The organism is Micromonospora sp. RL09-050-HVF-A (assembly GCF_019374995.1).
GTDB classification, from domain to species: Bacteria; Actinomycetota; Actinomycetes; order Mycobacteriales; family Micromonosporaceae; genus Micromonospora; species Micromonospora antibiotica.
Genome location: NZ_JAGKQP010000002.1, coordinates 6692289 through 6712397, shown reverse-complemented (window position 1 = coordinate 6712397; position 20109 = coordinate 6692289). Strand labels below are relative to the sequence as shown.

The 20109-nt window shown below is 73.2% G+C and carries 7 protein-coding genes and 1 pseudogene; all 8 read right to left on the bottom strand.

The window, feature by feature from the left end:
* Positions 1–10: 10 nt before the first annotated feature.
* Positions 11–9055: a type I polyketide synthase gene (locus tag J7462_RS29555; protein WP_219469112.1), complete on the bottom strand. Its 9045-nt coding sequence runs from the start codon at positions 9053–9055 to the stop codon at positions 11–13.
* Between the two features lie 46 nt (positions 9056–9101).
* Positions 9102–14551: pseudogene (locus J7462_RS32770) on the bottom strand (SDR family NAD(P)-dependent oxidoreductase).
* A gap of 346 nt (positions 14552–14897) precedes the next feature.
* Positions 14898–16145 carry a glycoside hydrolase family 16 protein gene (locus tag J7462_RS29540; protein WP_307799570.1) on the bottom strand — a complete coding sequence of 416 codons (1248 nt, stop codon included), beginning with the start codon at positions 16143–16145 and terminating at the stop codon, positions 14898–14900.
* A 324-nt stretch (positions 16146–16469) separates the two neighbouring features.
* Positions 16470–16688 carry a hypothetical protein gene (locus J7462_RS29535; protein WP_091251726.1) on the bottom strand — a complete coding sequence of 73 codons (219 nt, stop codon included), beginning with the start codon at positions 16686–16688 and terminating at the stop codon, positions 16470–16472.
* Positions 16689–16764: 76 nt separating this feature from the next.
* A complete protein-coding gene (locus J7462_RS29530; RefSeq protein ID WP_219469109.1) occupies positions 16765–17853 on the bottom strand; it encodes an NYN domain-containing protein in 1089 nt (362 codons plus the stop codon).
* Positions 17854–18053: 200 nt separating this feature from the next.
* Entirely contained in the window at positions 18054–18575 is a 522-nt protein-coding gene (locus tag J7462_RS29525) for an SRPBCC family protein (RefSeq protein WP_219469105.1), read from the bottom strand.
* Positions 18576–18759: 184 nt separating this feature from the next.
* Complete coding sequence (locus J7462_RS29520) at positions 18760–19773, bottom strand: cupin-like domain-containing protein (RefSeq protein ID WP_219469103.1); 1014 nt, start codon at positions 19771–19773, stop codon at positions 18760–18762.
* Positions 19770–20042 (bottom strand): hypothetical protein, encoded by a 273-nt coding sequence (locus tag J7462_RS29515; protein ID WP_219469098.1) that lies wholly within the window; start codon positions 20040–20042, stop codon positions 19770–19772. The genes J7462_RS29520 and J7462_RS29515 overlap by 4 nt, the downstream gene beginning before the upstream one ends.
* Positions 20043–20109: the final 67 nt, after the last annotated feature.

The window sequence follows — 20109 nt, the reverse complement described above, 5'->3', positions numbered from 1 at the left end:
AGCGGACGGATCATGAGGTGCCGAACTTGCTGTCGATGAAGTCGAAGAGGTCGTCGTCGGAGGCGGTGTCGAGATCCTCGGTGACGCTGGCGACCTCGGCCGGGCGTTGACCGGCGGTCCACGCGGCGAGCATGGTGCGCAGCCGCTCCCCCACCCCGGCCCGGGTGCTCTCGTCGAGCGCGGCGACCGCGTCGGCGTCCAGAGTGGACAGCGCCGCCTGGAGCCGGTCGAGGTCGTCGAGCAGGGTGACGCCCCCGGCGTCGGCGGGCACCAGCTCGGTGAGCAGTTGCTGGGCCAGCTCGGTCGGGGTCGGGTAGTCGAAGACCAGGGTGGCGGGCAGCCGCAGCGCCGTCTCGGTGGTGAGCCGGTTGCGCAGCTCCACGGCGGTCAGCGAGTCGAACCCGGCCTCCTTGAACGCCCGCTCCGGGTCGACGTCCGCGCCGGAGACGTACCCGAGGACGGCGGCGACCTGGTCGCGGACCAGCGCCAGGACGGTGTCCAGGCGGTCCGGTGACGGCATCGCGGCGAGCCGGCCGGCGAGGTCGGCGGTCGCGGCGACCGGGGCGGCCGGTTCGGCCTCGGGTTGGGCGTCGGGCAGCGCGGCCAGCAGCGGCCGGGGCCGGGCCAGGGTGTAGACCGGGGTGAACCGGGTCCAGTCGATGTCGGCGACGACGAGGTGGCTCTCGTCGTGGTCGAGGGCCTCCCGCAGCGCCCGGACGGCGAGCCGGGGTTCCATCGGCGGGGTGCCCTGCCGGCGCAGGTGCGCGGTGGCCTCCCCGTCGGCCATCCCGCCGCCGGCCCAGCTGCCCCAGGCGACCGAGGTGGCGACCGCACCCCGGGTCCGCCGCCGGTGCGCCAGCGCATCGAGGTACGCGTTGGCCGTGGCGTACCCGGCCTGGCCGGCGCTGCCCCACACCGCGGCACCGGAGGAGAACAGCACGAACGCGTCCAGCGGCCGGTCGGCCAGCAACGCGTCGAGGTGCACCGCGCCGAGCACCTTCGCCCGGCACACGTCGGCGAACTCCGCCACGCTGGTCTCCGGCAGCGACCTCTCCTGGTGCAGCACCCCGGCGGCGTGGAAGACGGCGGTCAGCTCGTCACCGAGGTCGGCCAGGAGCGCGGCGACCGCGTCCCGGTCGGCCACGTCGAGGGCGACGACCTCGACACCCGGATGCCGGGCCGTCAGGTCGGCCGCGCCGGGGGCGGCCGGGCCGCGCCGGCTGGCCAGCACCACCCGGTCGGCACCCTGGTCGAGCAGCCATCCGGTGAGGTGCGCGCCGATGCCACCGGTGCCGCCGGTGACCAGCACGGTGCCGGTGGGCGTGTAGTGGCGTTCGGCGTTGCCGGCGGCGGGCCAGCGGACCAGCCGTCGGGCCAGCACCCCTGCGGTACGGACGGCCACCTGGTCCTCCGCACCGGAGGCGAGGACGTCGGCGAGCCGCGCGACGTGCTCGTCGGTCCAGTCGGTGGGCAGGTCGACCAGGCCACCCCAGGAGTGCGGGTACTCCAGGGACAGCACGGTGCCGAGGCCCCAGAGCGCGCCCTGCGCGGGGTGCGGCAGGTCCTCGAACCGGTCGACGGCGATGCCGCCTGCGGTGAGGCACCAGATCCGGCCGGCGAAGTCGGTGGCGGTGAGGGCCTGGATCAGCGCGACGGTGTCGGTGACGCCGACGGAGAGCCCGGCGTCGGTGGGGTCGGGGGTGTCGTCGAGGGCGAGCAGGGACAGCACCCCGGCGGGGGTGTCCCCGGCGGGCAGGTCGGTGCCGGTGACGGTGACGACGTCGGCGCCCCGGTCGGCCAGTCCGGCGGCGAGGGCGGTCAACCGCTCGTCACCGGTCGACGCGGCCGGTACGACGAGCCACCAGGTGCCGGTGAGTTCGCCGCCGTCGGGAAGCTCGGTGGAGCGCCACACCACCCGGTAGCGCCAGTCGTCCACGGTGGCCGCGTCCCGTTGCCGGTCGCGCCAGGCGGCGAGGCCGGGGAGTACCTCGGTGACGACACCGGGGGTGACGCCGAGACCGTCGGCGAGCAGGTCGGTGTCGCCCCGGTCGACGGCGTCCCAGAACCCGCCGTCGGCCTCGTCGGTGCCGGTGCCGGCGGTGGTGTCGGGCTCGATCCAGTACCGCTGGTGCTGGAAGGCGTAGGTGGGCAGGTCGACGGTCCGGCCGCCCGGGTTGACGGCCGCCCAGTCGAGGTCGACACCGCTGATCCACGCCTGCGCCATCCCGGCGGCGTACGCCTCGACCTGCTCACGCTTGCGGCGCTGGAGCGGGATCGCGGTGGCGTCCTCGACGCAGTCGGCGACCATCGCGGTCAGCACACTGTCCGGCCCGATCTCCACGAACCGCGTCACCCCACGGGCCGCCAGAGCGGCCACCGCGTCAGCGAACCGCACGGTCCCCCGCACCTGACCCTGCCAGTACCCGACCGAACCCAACTCATCGTCGGTGACAAGATCACCGGTCGCGGTCGACACCAACGGAACACCCGCCGGATTGGCGGTCACTCCACGGAGGACCTGCCCGTAGTCGGCCAGCATCGGGTCCATCAAATGCGAATGGAACGCATGCGACACCCGCAACCGACGCGTCTTCACCTCAAGACGAGCCTCCAACGCCGCGACCTGCTCCTCCGTCCCCGACACGACCACCGCACGAGGACCGTTCACCGCCGCCACGTCCACGTCACCCAGATCCAACTCCGCCAACGGCGCAGCGATCGCCAACATGGCCCCACCCGACGGCAGAGCCTGCATCAACCCACCACGCGCCGCCACCACCCGACACGCATCCGCCAGCGACCACACCCCCGCGACATACGCGGCAGCCAACTCACCGATCGAATGACCCACCACGAAATCAGGCTTCAACCCCCACGACTCCGCCAGACGGAACAACGCCACCTCAACCGCGAACAACGCCGGCTGCGTCCACCCCGTCTGATCCAACACACCACCCGGATCGGTGAACATCACCTCCCGCAGATCACCACCCAGCAACGACCCGAACGCCACACACACCTCATCCAGAGCCCGCGCGAACACCGGGAAAGCCGCCGCCAACTCACGACCCATCCCCACCCGCTGCGCACCCTGACCGGTGAACAACACCGCCGTACGACCGCCGGTCACCCGACCTGACAGGCCGCTGCCCGAGGTCAGGGCCTCCAGGGAGGCGGCCAGCTCGGCGGCCGTACCGCCGACGGCGACGGCCCGGTGGTCCAGGGCCGCCCGACCGGCGGACAACGAGTGCCCCACGTCGACCGGCCGTTCCTCGGTGCGGAAGTCCCGCAGGCGGGCGGCCTGCTCGGCCAGCGCACCGGCGGACCGGGCGGACAGCGGCCAGAGCACCACCGGCGGCTCGGGGATCGCGGCCGGTGCGGTGGGCCCGGCTGGCGGAGCCTCCTCGACGATCACGTGCGCGTTGGTGCCGCTGATGCCGAACGACGACACCCCGGCGCGGCGGGGGCGGTCCCCGGCCGGCCAGTCGACCGGCTCGGTGAGCAGCCGTACGTCGCCGGCCGCCCAGTCGACCTGCCGGGACGGCGTCTCGGCGTGCAGGGTGCGCGGCAGGGTGCCGTGCCGCATCGCCATCACCATCTTGATCACACCGGCCATGCCGGCGGCGGCCTGGGCGTGACCCATGTTGGACTTGATCGAGCCGAGCCACAGAGGGCGGTCCCGGTCCCGACCGTAGGTGGCGAGCAGCGCCTGCGCCTCGATCGGGTCACCCAGGGTGGTACCGGTGCCGTGCGCCTCGACCACGTCCACGTCGGCGACGGAGAGCCGGGCGTTGGCCAGCGCCGCCCGGATCACCCGCTGCTGGGCCGGCCCGTTCGGCGCGGTCAACCCGTTCGACGCACCGTCCTGGTTCACCGCCGAACCCCGGATCAGCCCATAGACGCGGTGCCCGTTGCGCTGCGCGTCGGAGAGCCGTTCCAGCATCAGCACCCCGACGCCCTCGGCCCAGCCGGTGCCGTCGGCGTCGTCGGAGAACGACTTGCACCGGCCGTCCGGGGCGAGCCCCCGTTGCCGGCTGAACGCCACGAACGGGGTGGGGTTCGACATCACCAGCACCCCACCGGCGACGGCGGTCGCGCACTCCCCGGCCCGCAGCGCCTGGCTGGCGAGGTGCAGTGCGACGAGCGACGAGGAACACGCCGTGTCGATGGTCATCGACGGCCCCTCGAACCCGAACGCGTACGACACCCGGCCGGAGATCACCGACGCGGAACTGCCGGTGCTCAGGTACGCCTCCGACTCGGCGGGGGCGAGACCGAGCAGGTCACCGTAGTCCTGGGCGCCGGAGCCGACGAACACCCCGACGGGGCTGCCACGCAACGCCTCCGGGTCCATCCCGGCCCGCTCGACCGCCTCCCAGGTGACCTCCAGCATCAGCCGCTGCTGCGGGTCCATGGCGATCGCCTCGCGGGGCGAGATACCGAAGAACTCGGCGTCGAACGCGCCCGCCTCGTAGACGAAACCGCCGGAGCGGACGTAGCTGGTGCCCGGCTGGTCCGGGTCGGCGTCGAAGAGGGCGTCGGAGTCCCAGCCCCGGTCTACGGGGAACGCGCTGATCGCGTCGGTGCCGCTGTCGACGAGCCGCCACAGGTCCTCCGGGGACCGGACGCCGCCGGGGTAACGGCAGCTCATTCCGATGATGGCGATCGGCTCGTCGGGGTCGGACCCGCCGACGCCGGACGCGACGGGGGTCGGGGCAGCGGTGCCGACGAGTTCGTCGTACAGGTGGCGGGCCAGCACGGCGGGGGTCGGGTGGTCGTAGACCATGGTGGCCGGCAGGCGCAGCCCGACGGCCGCGCCGAGGGCGTTGCGCAGTTCGACCGCGGTCAGCGAGTCGAACCCGAGTTCCCGGAACGGCCGCTGGACGTCCACGGTGGTCGCCGCGTCGTACCCGAGGACGGCGGCGACCTGGGCGCGGACGGTGTCCAGCAGGTACGGCAGCCGCTCGGCGTCGGGCAGCCCGGCCAGCACGGAGGTGTCGGTGGGCGCGGTCGGGGCGGCGGTGGCCGGGGTCTGCTGGGCCTCGGGGAGCGCGGCGAGCAGCGGCCGGGGCCGGGCCAGGGTGTAGATCGGGGTGAACCGGGCCCAGTCGATGTCGGTGACCACGAGGTGGCTCTCGTCGTGGTCGAGGACCTGCCGCAACGCCCCGAGGGCGAGGCGCGGCTCCATCGGTGGGGTGCCCTGCCGCAGGAGTTGCGCGGTGGCCTTGTCGTCGACCATGCCGCCGCCGCCCCAGGTGCCCCAGGCCACCGAGGTGGCGGCCAGGCCCCGGCGGCGGCGCTGGTGGGCCAACGCATCGAGCCAGGCGTTGCCGGTGCCGTAGGCGGCCTGCCCGGCGCTGCCCCAGACGGCCGCGCCGGAGGCGAACAGCACGAACGCGTCGAGCGGCCGGTCGCCGAGCAGGGCGTCGAGGTGGGTCGCGCCGAGGACCTTGGCCCGGCACACGGCGGCGAAGTCGTCGAGGTCGGTCTCGCCGAGGGGGGCCGGGTCGTAGAGCACCCCGGCGGCGTGGAAGACGGCGGTCAGGTCGACGCCGATCCCGTCGAGCAGCGCGGCGACCGCGTCCCGATCGGCCACGTCGCAGGCGACGACCTGCACGCCGGGCAGGCGGGCGGCCAGGTCGGCGGCGCCGGGGGCGGCGGGGCCACGCCGGCTGGCCAGCACCACCCGCTCGGCGCCCTGGTCGAGGAGCCATTCGGTGAGGTGCGCGCCGATGCCGCCGGTGCCGCCGGTGACGAGCACGGTGCCGGTGGGCGTGTAGCGCCGGTCGGGGCTGCCGGCGACGGGCCAGCGCACCATCCGCCGGGCCAGCACCCCGGCGGTACGCAGGGCGACCTGGTCCTCGCTGCCGTCGGCGAGCACGTCGACGAGCCGGGTGAGGATGTCGGGCGTCCAGTCGGCGGGCAGGTCGACCAGGCCACCCCACCAGCCGGGGTAGTCGAGGGAGAGCACCGTGCCGAGACCCCAGAGGCCGGCCTGTGCGGCGTGCGGCAGGTCCTCGTACCGGTCGACGGCTACCCCGCCGGTGGTCAGGCACCACAGCCGGCCGGTGATGTCAGCGGCGGCGAGGGCCTGCACCAGGCGTACGGTGCCGGTGACCCCGGCGGACAGCCCGGCGTCGTACGGGTCCGGGGTGTCGTCGAGGCCGAGCAGCGAGACGATCCCGCTCGGGGTGCCCCGGCCGGCGAGCGGGTCGGTGCCGGGGAGCAGGTCGGTGCCGGTGAGCTTGGTGACGGTGGCGCCCCGGGTGGCGAGCGCGTCGGCGATGGCGGTGATCCGGGGGTCGTCGGTGAGCGGGTCCGGGGTGACGAGCCACCAGTCGCCGGTGAGTTCCGGCCCGGTGGGCAGGTCGGTGCCCCGCCACACGACCCGGTACCGCCAGTCGTCGGTGACGGTGGCCGGGGCGGCGGTGGGGGCGGCCAGCCAGTACCGCTGCCGGGCGAAGGCGTAGCTGGGCAGGTCGACCTGTCGCGCGCCGGGGTGCACGGCCGTCCAGTCGAGGTCGACGCCGGTGGTCCACGCCTGCGCCATCCCGGTCGCGTACGCGGTGACCTGGTCCCGGTCCCGGCGCTGCAACGCGATCGCTGCGGTGTCCTCCACGCAGTCGGCGACCATCGCGGTCAGCACACTGTCCGGCCCGATCTCCACGAACCGCGTCACACCCCGGGCCGCCAGAGCGGCCACCGCGTCGGCGAACCGCACGGTCCCCCGCACCTGACCCTGCCAGTACCCGACCGAGCCGAGTTCCTCGTCGGTGACGAGGTCACCGGTCGCGGTCGACACCAGCGGGATCGCCGCCGGATTGGCGGTCACTCCACGGAGGACCTGCCCGTAGTCGGCCAGCATCGGGTCCATCAGATGCGAATGGAACGCATGCGACACCCGAAGCCGACGCGTCTTCACCTCAAGCGACGCCTCCAACGCGGCGATCTGCTCCTCCGTGCCGGACACGACCACCGCACGAGGACCGTTCACCGCCGCCACGTCCACGTCACCCAGATCCAACTCCGCCAACGGGGCGGCGATCGCCAACATCGCCCCACCGGCCGGCAGGGCCTGCATCAGACCACCCCGGGCCGCCACCACCTGGCAGGCGTCCGCCAGCGACCAGACACCGGACACGTGCGCGGCAGCCAACTCACCGATCGAGTGACCCGCCACGAAATCCGGCTTCAACCCCCACGACTCCGCCAGACGGAACAACGCCACCTCAACCGCGAACAACGCCGGCTGCGTCCAGCCGGTCTGGTCCAGGAGACCGTCCGGGTCGGTGAACATCACCTCCCGCAGATCACCACCCAGCAACGACCCGAACGCCACACACACCTCATCCAACGCAGCAGCGAACACCGGGAAGGCTTCCGCCAACTCGCGACCCATCCCCACCCGCTGCGCACCCTGACCGGTGAACAACACCGCCGTACGACCGCCGGTCACCCGACCCGACAGGCCGGTGCCGGCGACCAGGGCGTCGAGGCCGGCGGACAGCTCGGCCCCCTCCCGGCCGACCGCCACCCCCCGGAACTCCAACCCGGCCCGGCCCGCGCCGAGCGAGAACCCGACGTCCACCGGACGCGCATCGGTGCCGGCGGCGAACTCCGCGATCCGGGCGGCCTGGCGGGTCAGCCCCTCGGGGGAGCGTCCCGACACCGGCCAGAGGGTGACCGGTGGCGTCGGTCCCGCCGCGACGGCCTCCACGGGGGGTGCCTGCTCGACGATGAGGTGCACGTTGGTACCGCTGATCCCGAACGACGACACCCCGGCCCGACGGGGCCGGTCCACCGCCGGCCAGTCGACCTGTTCGGTGAGCAGCCGCACGTCCCCGGCGCCCCAGTCGACCTGCCGGGACGGCGTCTCGGCGTGCAGGGTGCGCGGCAGGGTGCCGTGCCGCATCGCCATCACCATCTTGATCACCCCGGCGACCCCGGCGGCGGCCTGGGCGTGCCCGATGTTCGACTTGATCGAGCCGAGGTAGAGCGACCGCTCCCGGTCCCGGCCGTAGGTGGCCAGCACCGCCTGCGCCTCGATCGGGTCACCCAGGGTGGTACCGGTGCCGTGCGCCTCGACCACGTCCACGTCGGCGACGGAGAGCCGGGCGTTGGCCAGCGCCGCCCGGATCACCCGCTGCTGGGCCGGCCCGTTCGGCGCGGTCAACCCGTTCGACGCACCGTCCTGGTTCACCGCCGAACCCCGGATCAGCCCATAGACGCGGTGCCCGTTGCGCTGCGCGTCGGACAACCGCTCCAGCACCAGCACCCCGACGCCCTCGGCCCAGGCCGCGCCGTCCGCACCGTCGCCGAAGGAGCGGCAGCGGCCGTCCGGGGACAGGGCACGTTGCCTGCTGAACTCGACGAACAGTTGTGGGGTGGCCATCACCGCGACCCCACCGGCCAGGGCCAGCCCGCACTCCTCCTTGCGCAGCGACTGGCAGGCCAGGTGCACGGCCACCGACGACGACGAGCAGGCGGTGTCGACGGTGATCGCCGGGCCCTCCAGGCCCAGGTTGTAGGCGACCCGACCGGAGACGAGGCTGCCGGAGGTGGTGCTGTCGACGTAGTCGTGGTGCATCACGCCGACGAAGACGCCGGTGGCGCTGCCCTTCATGGCGGTCGGGTCGATCCCGCCGTACTCGAAGGCCTCCCAGGCCGCCTCCAGCAGCAACCGCTGCTGCGGGTCCGTCTCCACCGCCTCCCGGGGGCTCATCCCGAAGAAGCCCGGGTCGAAGTCGGCGGCGTCGTAGAGGAAACCGCCGTGCCGGGTGTAGCTCCTGCCGGGTTTGCCGGGCTCCGGGTCGTAGACGCCGTCGACGTCCCAGCCCCGGTCGGTGGGGAAGCCGGAGATGGCGTCGGTGCCGTCGGCGACGAGCCGCCACAGGTCCTCCGGCGACCGGACCCCACCGGGGTAGCGGCAGCCCATGCCGACGATCGCGATCGGCTCCTGGTCCCGGCTCTCCACCTCACGCAGCCGCCGGTTGGCCTGTTGCAGTTCGGCGGTGGCGCGCTTGAGGAAGGTCCGGAGCTTGTCGTCGTTCGCCATCGTTCACACCAATCTTTCCCGCGCCGGAGGTTCGTCGAGACTGCCGTCAGGAGATGCCGAGCTCGTTCTCCAGCACGTCGAACAGTTCCTCGTCGGTGGCGGACTCGTAGTCGTGCGGGGTGTCGTCGTCGGGGCGGCCGGCCCGGTCCTGCCAGCCGCGCAGCACCGCCTCCAGCCGGGCGGTCAGCCGGGCGTGCTCGTCGCCGGGCACCTCGGCCAGGGCCTTCTCCAGCCGGTCGAGGTCGGCGAGGACCGCACCGGCCGGGTCGGCGTCGGGCACCACCAGTTCGGCCTTGAGCGCGCGGGCCAGGGCGGTGGGCTCGGGGTGGTCGAAGACGAGGGTGGCGGGCAGCCGCAGCCCGGTGACGGTGCTGAGCACGTTGCGGAACTCGACGGCGGCGAGGGAGTCGAACCCGAGGTCCTTGAACGCCCGCCCGGGTTCCACCGACGCCGGGCCGGGGAAACCCAGCACGGCGGCGGCGTGCGTGCGGACCAGGTCGAGCAGCAGGGTCTCCCGGTCGGTGTCGGAGAGCCCGGCGAGCCGCTGCGCCAGCGGGGGCCGCCGGCCGGCGCGGCACCGGCGGTGGGCCGGGCCGGGGTGCGGACCAGGCCGCGCAGCACGGCCGGCAGCGCGTCGGTGCGCCGCCGCAGCGCGTCCAGGTCGACCCGCACCGGTACGGCGGTGGCCCGGCCGGCGGCGACGGCCGCGTCGAACAGCTCCAGTCCCTCGTCGGTGGTCATCGCGGGCATCCCGAGCCGGCGCATCCGGTGCAGGTCGGCGTCGTCGAGGTGACCGCCCATCCCGGTGCCGGTGGCCCACAGGCCGAAGGCCAGCGAGGTCGCGGGCAGTCCGTCGGCGCGGCGGCGTTGGGCGAGCGCGTCGAGGAAGAGGTTCGCGGCGGCGTAGTTGCCCTGCCCCGCCCCGGCCACCCAGCCGGCCGACGAGGAGAACAGCACGAAGGCGGTCAGGTCGTGGTCGCGGGTGAGGTCGTGCAGGTGCCAGGCGGCGTCCACCTTGGGCCGCAGCACCCGGTGCAGTTGTGCGGGGGTGAGCGCGTCGACCAGGGCGTTCTCGGCGGTGCCGGCGGCGTGCACCACCGCGCCGAGCGGATGCCCGGCGAGCAGGGCGGCGACCGCGTCCCGGTCGGCGACGTCGCAGGCGGCGACCGTCACGTCGGCGCCGGCGGCGGTGAGGTCCGCGACCAGTTCCGCCGCGCCGGGCGTGGCCGCGCCGCTGCGCCCGGTCAACAGCAGCCGGCGTACGCCGTGCCGGGTGACCAGGTGCCGGGCGACGAGGCTGCCCAACCCACCGAGGCCACCGGTGATCAGGACGGTGCCGTCGACGGGCCACGGGCTGTCGGCGGTGGTGTCGACGGGCAGCCGGGCCAGCCGGGGCACCAGCAGTTGCCCGTCCCGGACGGCCACCTCGGGTTCACCGGTGGCCAGGGCCGCCGCGAGGTGGGTGGTGCCGGGTGCGTCGGTGTCGACGAGCACGAACCGGCCGGGGTGTTCGGCTTCGGCGGCCCGGACCAGCCCCCACAGGGCCGCTGCGGCGGGGTCGACCGGGGTGTCACCGGCTCCGACCGCGTCCCGGGTGAGCAGTGCCAGCGTGCTGTGCGCGTACCCCGGGTGGGTGAGCCAGCGGTGCAGCAGCCCCAGCAGGCGTTCGGTGGCCTCGTGCACGGCGGCCGGCGGGGTGCCGGGCGGGTCCAGGGTGACCACGACGGTGTCGGGCGCGGGTTCGGGCAGTTCCGCGTCGATGTCGAGGGCGGTCCAGTCGTCGGTGGCGGCGGCCGGGGTGGGGACGGGCTGCCAGGTCACCTCGTAGAGGTGGCGGTGCCGGCTGCGGGCGGCGGCGCCGAGCGCGTCGGCGGCGACCGGCCGGGCCACCACCTGGTCGATGGTGGCGACCGGGTTGCCGTGCCCGTCGGCGACGGTGACGGCCAGCTTGTCGCCGGTGGCCGGGGAGATCCGGATGCGCAGGGCGGCGGCGTGCGCGGCGTGCAGGGTGACGCCGCGCCAGGAGAACGGCAGTGGGGTGTCGCCCGCGCCCTCGTCGACCAGGTTGGCGTGCAGGGCCGCGTCGAGCAGCGCCGGGTGCAGCAGGAACCGGGGCGCGTCGGCGGCGGCCACCTCGGGCAGCGCCGCCTCGGCCCACACCTCGGCGGCGTCGCCGTCGCCGCGCCGCCACACCGCGCGCAGCCCCTGGAACACCGGCCCGTAGCCGTAGCCGTGGTCACGCAGCCGGTCGTAGAGGCCGTCGAGGTCGACGGGTTCGGCACCGGCGGGCGGCCATTCGGTGAGGTCGGCGGCGGCCGGGTCGGCCCCGGCCTGCCGGACCAGGACCCCTTCGGCGTGCCGGGTCCAGTCGGTCGCGTCGTCGGGCCGGCTCCAGATGCCGAGGGTACGAGCGCCGCTGTCGTCGGCGGCGTCGACGGTGACCCGCAGGGCCAGACCGCCGTCGGTGGGCAGCACCAGCGGCGCGTTGATGGTCAACTCGTCGAGTACCGGGCAGCCGACCTGGTCACCGGCGCGCAGGGCGAGTTCGACCAGCCCGGTGCCGGGGACGAGGACGGTGTCGAAGACCGCGTGGTCGGCGAGCCACGGCTGGGCGGTGCGGGCGAGCCGGCCGGTGAGCACCACACCGCCGGTGTCGGGCAGGTCGACGACGGCACCGAGCATCGGGTGGTCGGCGGGGAACTGGCCGAGCCCGGCGGTGTCGCCGGCCCCGGGTGGCGCGTCGAGCCAGTAGCGCTGGTGTCGGAACGCGTAGGTGGGCAGGTCGATCTGTCGGCCACCCGGGTCGACGGCCGACCAGTCCAGCTCGATCCCACTAGCCCATGCCTGCGCCATCCCGGCCGCGTACGCCGGCACCTGGCCGTCGTCGTGCTGTTGCGCGCTGTCGTCGGGCTGCTGTGCCGGACCGGCCTGGGTGCGTCGACGGCGCTGGAGCGCGATGGCGGTGGCGTCCTCGACGCAGTCGGCGACCATCGCGGTCAGCACACTGTCCGGCCCGATCTCCACGAACCGGGTCACACCCCGGGCCGCCAGAGCGGCCACCGCGTCAGCGAACCGCACGGTCCCCCGCACCTGACCCTGCCAGTACCCGACCGAACCCAACTCCTCGTCGGTGGCGAGATCACCGGTCGCGGTCGACACCAGCGGAACGGTCGCCGGGTTGGCGGTGACCCCGTCGAGGACCTGCCCGTACTCGGCGAGCATCGGGTCCATCAAATGCGAATGGAACGCATGCGACACCCGAAGCCGACGCGTCTTCACCTCAAGGGAGGCTTCCAACGCGGCGATCTGCTCCTCCGTGCCGGACACGACCACCGCACGAGGACCGTTCACCGCCGCCACGTCCACGTCACCCAGATCCAACTCCGCCAACGGGGCGGCGATCGCCAACATCGCCCCACCCGCCGGAAGGGCCTGCATCAGACCACCACGCGCCGCCACCACCCGACACGCATCCGCCAGCGACCACACCCCCGCGACATGCGCGGCGGCAAGTTCACCGATCGAATGACCCGCCACGAAGTCCGGCTTCAACCCCCACGACTCCGCCAGACGGAACAACGCCACCTCAACCGCGAACAACGCCGGCTGCGTCCAGCCGGTCTGGTCCAGGAGACCGTCCGGGTCGGTGAACATCACCTCCCGCAGATCACCACCCAGCAACGGCCCGAACGCCACACACACCTCATCCAGAGCCTGCGCGAACACCGGGAAAGCCGCCGCCAACTCACGACCCATCCCCACCCGCTGCGCACCCTGACCGGTGAACAGCACGGCGGTGCGGCCGTGGTCGGCCCGACCGGTCAGGCCGGTGCCGGCAGCGAGGGCGTCGAGACCCGACACCAGTTCAGCCACGTCCGCGCCGACGGCCACGCCACGGCACTCCATCGCGGACCGGCCGGCACCGAGGGTGAACCCGACGTCCACCGGGCGTTCGTCAGTGAGGAAGCCGCGCAACCGGTCGGCCTGCGCGGCCAGTGCGTCCGTCGACCGCCCGGACAGTGGCCAGAGCAGCACCGGCGGCTCGGTGGCGACGGGCACGGCCGAGCCGGTGGCCGCGGTCGGGGCGGGGGGTTCGGCCGGGTCGGTGGGCTCGACCGGGGGTGCCTGTTCCAGCACCACGTGGGCGTTGGTGCCACTGAGGCCGAACGACGACACGGCCGCCCGTCGGGGTCGCCCGGTGTCCGGCCACTCGACGGCGTCGGTGAGCAGCCGTACGTCGCCGGCCGTCCAGTCGACGTGCGGGGTGGGCCGGTCGACGTGCAGGGTGCGGGGCAGTACGCCGTACCGCATCGCCAGCACCATCTTGATCACCCCGGCGACCCCGGCGGCGGCCTGGGTGTGGCCCAGGTTCGACTTCACCGAGCCCAGCCAGAGCGGCTGCTCCCGGTCCTGGCCGTAGGTGGCGAGGATCGCCTGCGCCTCGATCGGGTCACCGAGCCGGGTGCCGGTGCCGTGCGCCTCGACGGCGTCCACCTGGTCGGCGGTGAGCCGGGCGTTGGCCAACGCGTCGGCGATGACCCGGCGCTGCGACGGACCGTTGGGGGCGGTGAGACCGCTGCTGGCACCGTCCTGGTTGACCGCGGTGCCGCGGACCACGGCCAGCACCCGGTGCCCGTGGCGTTGGGCGTCGCTGAGCCGCTCGACCAGCAGCACCCCGACGCCCTCGGCCCAGCCGGTGCCGTCGGCGGCGGCGGCGAACGGCTTGCACCGGCCGTCGGCGGCCAGGCCCCGCTGGCGGCTGAAGTCGACGAACGTCTCAGGCGTGGCCATCACCGTCACGCCGCCGGCCAACGCCAGCGTGCACTCCTCGCGGCGCAGCGACTGGATCGCCAGGTGCAGCGCGACCAGTGACGAGGAGCAGGCGGTGTCGACGGTGATCGCCGGGCCTTCGAGGCCCAGCACGTAGGCGACCCGGCCGGAGAAGATGCTGCCGGTGTTGCCGTTGCCGATGAAACCCTCCAGCTCGGCGGGCACCACCGGCAGCCGGCTGGAATAGTCGTGGTACATCAGCCCGGCGAACACGCCGGTACGGCTGCCGCGCACCGAGGCGGGGGCGATACCGGCCGATTCGAACGCCTCCCAGGACGCCTCCAGCAGCAGCCGCTGCTGCGGGTCCATGGCGATCGCCTCACGCGGGGAAATGCCGAAGAACTCCGGATCGAAAAGGGCGGCGTCGGAAAGGAAACCGCCGGTCTTCGCGTACGTCTTACCGGCCTTGGAATCGTCGGGATCGTAGATGTCCTCGACGTTCCAGCCCCGGTCGTCGGGAAAGTCGGAGACCGCGTCGGTCCCGTCTGCCAGGAGCCGCCACAACGCGGCCGGGCCATCCACACCACCCGGGAAGCGGCAGCTCATACCGACGATCGCGATCGGGTCGTACTCCCGGCGCTCGGCCTGACGCAACTGCCGACGGGCCTCACGCAGATCCGTGGTGGCCCGCTTCAGGTACCCGAGAAGCTTCTCCTCGTTCTCCATCTACGTCTCCCGCCACTAGCCCCAGCCGGGCAGACCCGGGTCAATATCGACTCACGGGTCAGCGCGGCGGCAATTGTCGAAACAGAGAGCTTCTTCGGGGATTGTTGGTTGTTCGCGATGACCCTACGGCGGCCCGGCGCACCACTAACCCCCTACCGCCCCCAGAGCGCCCCCTAGCCCGCGACGCTCCGACCTCGACCGTGGGTCACCGTCGGCCGGGCCACCCGCGCGGCGGCTGGGGTTGCGGGCCGGGCGACTCCGACCGCGGGCATCGTGGCGGAACGACGGATGGCCCCCCAGCACACGCTGAGGGGCCATCCGTCGCGGGGCTACCGCCGGGGTGCGGTCAGAAGCGGGACCATTTCTGGCTACTCACGCCGAGGCAGTCCCACAGGTGCAGTTTGCCGCCGTTGTTGGGGTTCTGGTCGCGGACGTCGACGCACCGGTTGGCGCTGAGGTTGACCAGGTCCCCGGCGCCGTTGAGGGTGAACCGTTGGGCCGGGTTGCCGTTGCAGGTGACCAGGTTGACCTCAGTGCCGTTGGCGGTGCCGGCCCAGGCGGGGTCCATGCACTTGCCCATCGCGCGTACGGTGCCGTCGGTGGCGAAGGTCCAGGCCTGCGCGGCGGTGGTGTTGCAGTCCCAGATCTGGAGTTTCGCGCCGTCGACCGGGTTGGCGCTCGGGATGTCGACGCATCGGCCGCTCTGCGCGCCCCGCAGCCGGGTGGTGCCGGGCTGCGGGTTGCCGCCGCCGGGGACGTAGCTGGAGACCCGCACGTAGTCCACGAGCATCTGCTGGGGGAACTGGGTGGAGCCGTCGGGGTAGCCGGGCCAGTTGCCGCCCACCGCCACGTTGAGGATCATGAAGAACGGGTGGTCGTAGACCCAGCGGTTGCCGCCGAGCCGGGACGGGTCGACGCGGTGGTACTCGACGCCGTCGAGGTACCAGACGATGAGGTTCGGCTCCCAGTCCACCCGGTAGGTGTGGAAGGTGTCGGCGAGGGGCTGGCCGATGGTACGGCTGCCGGTGATGCCGCCTCCGCCGGAGTAGCCGGGGCCGTGCACGGTGCCGTAGACGGTGTTCGGCTCCCGGCCGATGTTCTCCATGATGTCGATCTCACCGGCGGCGGGCCAGCCGGCGCTGCCCATGTCGTTGCCGAGCATCCAGAACGCCGGCCAGATGCCCTGCCCGCGCGGGATCTTGATGCGGGCCTCGAACCGGCCGTACGCCTGGTTGAAGGTGGCGGCGGTGAGCAGCCGGGCCGAGGTGTACTCGCACCGGCCATAGTGGCACTGGTAGTTGGCCGGGTTCTCCTTGCGGGCGGTGATCACCAGGTTGCCCTGTCCGTCGTGGACGGCGTTGCTGGTGCTGTTGGTGTAGTACTGCCGCTCGTTGTTGCCCCAGCCACCGCCGCCGATGTCGAAGCGCCACCTGTTCTGGTCGACGGGGGTGCCGGCGGCGGCGTTGAACTCGTCCTGCCAGCTGATGCCGCCGATGGCGGCCGAGGCGGGCTCGGCCTGGGCCGGCAGGACGAGGGCGGCGGCAAGGGTGACCAGGGCGACCGCCGCGCGGGTGAGGGGTCGGGTTGCGAGCACGGGAGGCTCCTCGGGGACGACATCGGGGGCGGGTGGGTTGCGCGCACCGGGGGAGAGCGCTCTCCACGAAGGATGTCGATATGCCGCGCTTCTGTCAAGAATGTTGCCAATTAACTCGGGTGACCACGGGCAGCTCAGGACACCTTCGTAACGAGAATTTCACTCTCAGTAATCAGCGTTTCCGCGCGGTGGGAACGTCGGGGGGCCGACCCGAAGGGGCCCTCAGCCGGGCGCGGATGACTTTCGACCGGGCCCGGGAAACTCCACCGGGGGCCGGATGCGGGCGGGACGCGGTGCGGACCGCCCGCCGACCGGCCCGGCCGATCAGTGATGCAGCCCGCGCCAGGAGGGGTTGCTGCCGCGCCAGGCGTCGGCGAGGATTACCGCCGCCGCCCGGCTCGGGCACTGCTGCACGCGGGAGCGACCCGACGCCCCGCCGATCTGCGCCTGGACCTCCCAGGCCTCCCCGTCGGTACGGATGTACACGTCCCGCCGCCCGCGCGGGCTCGGGTCACCGTTCCACCAGTGCTCCTCGACCATCATTTGCCGACCGTATAGCAAATCGGCCTCAGGACGTGAGTCACGAATTCGTCGAGATCCCTCACGGACCCGGCCCCGGTCACCCCTGCCGGGGAGTGAGCAGGTAGTCGTCGGCCTCCGCGCTCCAGGCCAACGCGACCTCGCCGGCGGTGGCGGCGGCCTTGCAGAACTGGAGGAAACTGCGGTAGCCGAGCTTCTTCTCACTGAACTCGGGGCGGGCCCGGCGGAGCTGGTTCTTGAGGCCGGAGAGCGCCACCGGGCCGCCGGACCCGGCCAGCTCCGCCACCACGCTGCGGAGCAACGCGAAGGCCACCTCCTGGTCGCCGTGCTCGGGCAGGGACACCTCGGGGTCGCCCTTGGCCGGCCCCTCCGCCAACTCGACGACGTTGTGCCCGGCGAGGTGACGCAGCAGCTCGCCGAAGGTGCGGAACCCGTAGTCGGACTCGCTGAAGGTCGGGTCCTTGCGCAGCAGGGTGCGCTTGAGCCGGGAGGCGGTCACCTCGCCGTCGGAACTGCCCTGGAGGCCGGCCACGGTCTGCGCGACCAGCACGGCGAGCGCGTCCGCGTCGCGGACCGGCTCCTCGGCGGCCGGCGGGCGTTCCGGCTCGGCCTGCTCCTGCTCCACCGTCTCGACCTGCTGCGGCTCCGCCGCACGGGCCGGCCGGCCCCGCCGGGCCCGGACGGGCAGGACGTCGACGCCCTCCAGCCGGTCGTAGTAGAGGAACTCGTCGCAGGCGGGCGGGAGCAGCGCCGAGGTGGACTTCTCCACCCCGACCCCGATGACCCGTTTGTTGAGTTCGCGAAGTTTGTGCACCAGCGGGGTGAAATCACTGTCCCCCGTGCAGATCACGAAGGTGGAGATGTAGCCGCGCTCGAAGGCCAGCTCCACCGCGTCGACCGCCATCTTGATGTCGGCGGCGTTCTTGCGGGACGCACCCATCCGCTGGGGGATCTCGATCAGCTCGACGTGCGAGCGGGTGAGCATCCGACGGTCCTCGTCGAAGTACGACCAGTCGGCGTACGCCCGCCGCACCACCACCCGACCCCGCTCCGCCAGGGCGTCGGCGATCGGGCGGAAGTCGAAGGCCCGCCCGCCATGGTGGTCCCGCGCGCCCAGCGCGAGGTTCTCGTAGTCGAGAAACAGCGCGATCCGATCCTCTTGATCCACGCCACCACCCTAATCCCGCCCCCTCCCCCCACCACGCCCGCCACGTCGCAGCACCCCGCCAACTCCCGGTGATCAAGAGGAAAACGTCACCCGACGAGCGGTTCCTGACGCATTCCTCTTGATCACCGGGACGCTCCGGGCGGGGTGGGAGGCTCCGGGCGGGGCCGGAGGCCCCCCGGGGGGAGGGGGAGGGAGGGGGGTTAGGGGGTTCGGTTTTCGGCTAGGGCCTTGATGCCGTCGAGGACGGACTCGATGTGGGAGCGGAGTTGGCCGAGGCGGGACTCGACGATCTGCTCCTCGTGCTCGGGGGCCTGGTCGATCACCAGGCTGAGGCCGGACCGGCCCGGACCGACCTGGGCGGTCTGCCGCAGCCGGGTGCCGGCGCCCTCCGGTTCCAGCTCGAAACGCCAGGTGGCCGCCGGGGACGACACGTCGGCCCGGCCGGCGCCGTCCGGGCCGGCGAACGCGCCGTCCACGTCCGTGACGACCCACCCGAAGACCCGCTCCTGGTCCAGCTCGGTGACGTACGACGCGGTCCGCCACTCACCGATGCGTGGATGGCTGTTGTAGCCGAGGAAGCTGGCCCCCTTGGCCAGGCCGTTGGTGTCGTCGAGCCACTCCACCCGCTGCAACTCCGGGCTCAGCCGGGCCGGCAGGTGGATGTCGGTCACCAGTTCCCAGACCCGGGACGGAATCGCCTCGACGTAGACCTCGTAGGTCACGCCCGGTCCATCGGCATAACGCAAAACGGCCACCTTCACGATCGAAGATCCGGCTCGCCGGATCACCCCACAGTCCGATCGACGATAATGCATGTGAGCAAGGGGTGGCAGGGGTGGCCGACGCTCAGGTGGTCACCGGCGGCAGCGGGCGGCCCCGCTCCGGTCGAGCGGGGCCGCCCCGGCGTCACCGGTCGACACCGGCTGCCGGCGGGGTGGCCATCTTGTGGTTCTGCCCCGGGACCCGGAAGTGGTGGAAGCTGACGGTGGCGCTGACCTCCAGCGCCTGCACCCAGTGCCACCAGCCCACCGGCACGAACAACAGCTGCCCCGGTTCCAGCACCACGTCGAGCACCGTCGCCTCGGCGAACCGGGGATGCCGGGTGAGGTCCGGGTCCGCCGCGTCGACCGCGCTGAACGTGCCGCCGCGCGGATAGACCAGGTGCCGCTCGTACGACGGGACCAGCCGGACGTGCTTGCGGCCGAGCACCTGGCCGAGCAGCACCGAACTGTTGTCCACGTGCAGCGGGGTCACCGTGCCGGCCGGCCCGAGCAGCAGGTGCCCGAGCCCGGACGGGTCCACGATCCCCTCCGGCGCCCGGATGTCGGCGGCGAGCGGGCGCAGCGCCCCGGACCAGTTCTCGTTGCGCGGCACCATGTAGTAGTCGTTGGTGCGCCGGCCGGAGCCGAGCAGCGCCAGGTAGTCGCGGAACGGCATGCTGGTGCGGTGCCGGTCGTACTGCCAGGCGTGGTCGGGGTTGGCCTCCCGCCCGGTCATCACCTCGACCACGGCATCGCCGCAGGCCGCCGCCAGGCCGGAAAGCGTCCAGCCGAGGGCGGGCCAGTCGGCCATCAGGCCATCGAGCACGACCGGCCGGTTGCCGAAGTAGTAGCGGGAGAAGAACTCGGCGGGGTCGAGGTCCGCACGCCGTTCCAGGGTCCGACCTCCGTCGCTGTCGCGCAGCGTCCGGTACGTGTCGAGCACCGACTCCAGCCAGTCGTAGCGCAGCGCGAGCCGGCGGCACACCGCGAGGTACGGGTGGTCGGCCAGGTCCCGCAGCTCGGCGTCGACGGCTTCGGGGTCGGCGGACCCGGCGACGGCGGCGGCCCGCACCTGCGGCACCGACGCGCCCATGGCGAGGTTCTCGACGAGCCACTCCCGCCAGGCGGGGTCGAGTCGGGGCGGGACGAGCGTGGTCATGCCCCGGCCGCCGGGACGAGGGTGAGCCGGGGCGGGCGGACCGCCTCCTGGCAGGTCGGGTACGAGTTCTTCACGTGGGCGGGGATGTGGTCCGGTGGCGGGGTGAGCTGCAGTTCGCGGGCGTACTCCTGGCAGTTGACGTAGGAGTTCTTGACGTGGGCGGGGATGTGGTCCGGTGGCGGGGTGAGCCGCGCCTCGCGGGCGTACTCCTCGCAGTTGACGTAGGAACCCTTGACGTGGGCGGGGAAGTGGTCCGGAACGTTGGTCATGGGCCCAGTCAACGGGCCGCCACGTCCCGGCCACCAGGGACCGCCGTCCCGGTCGCCCGGGACGTTC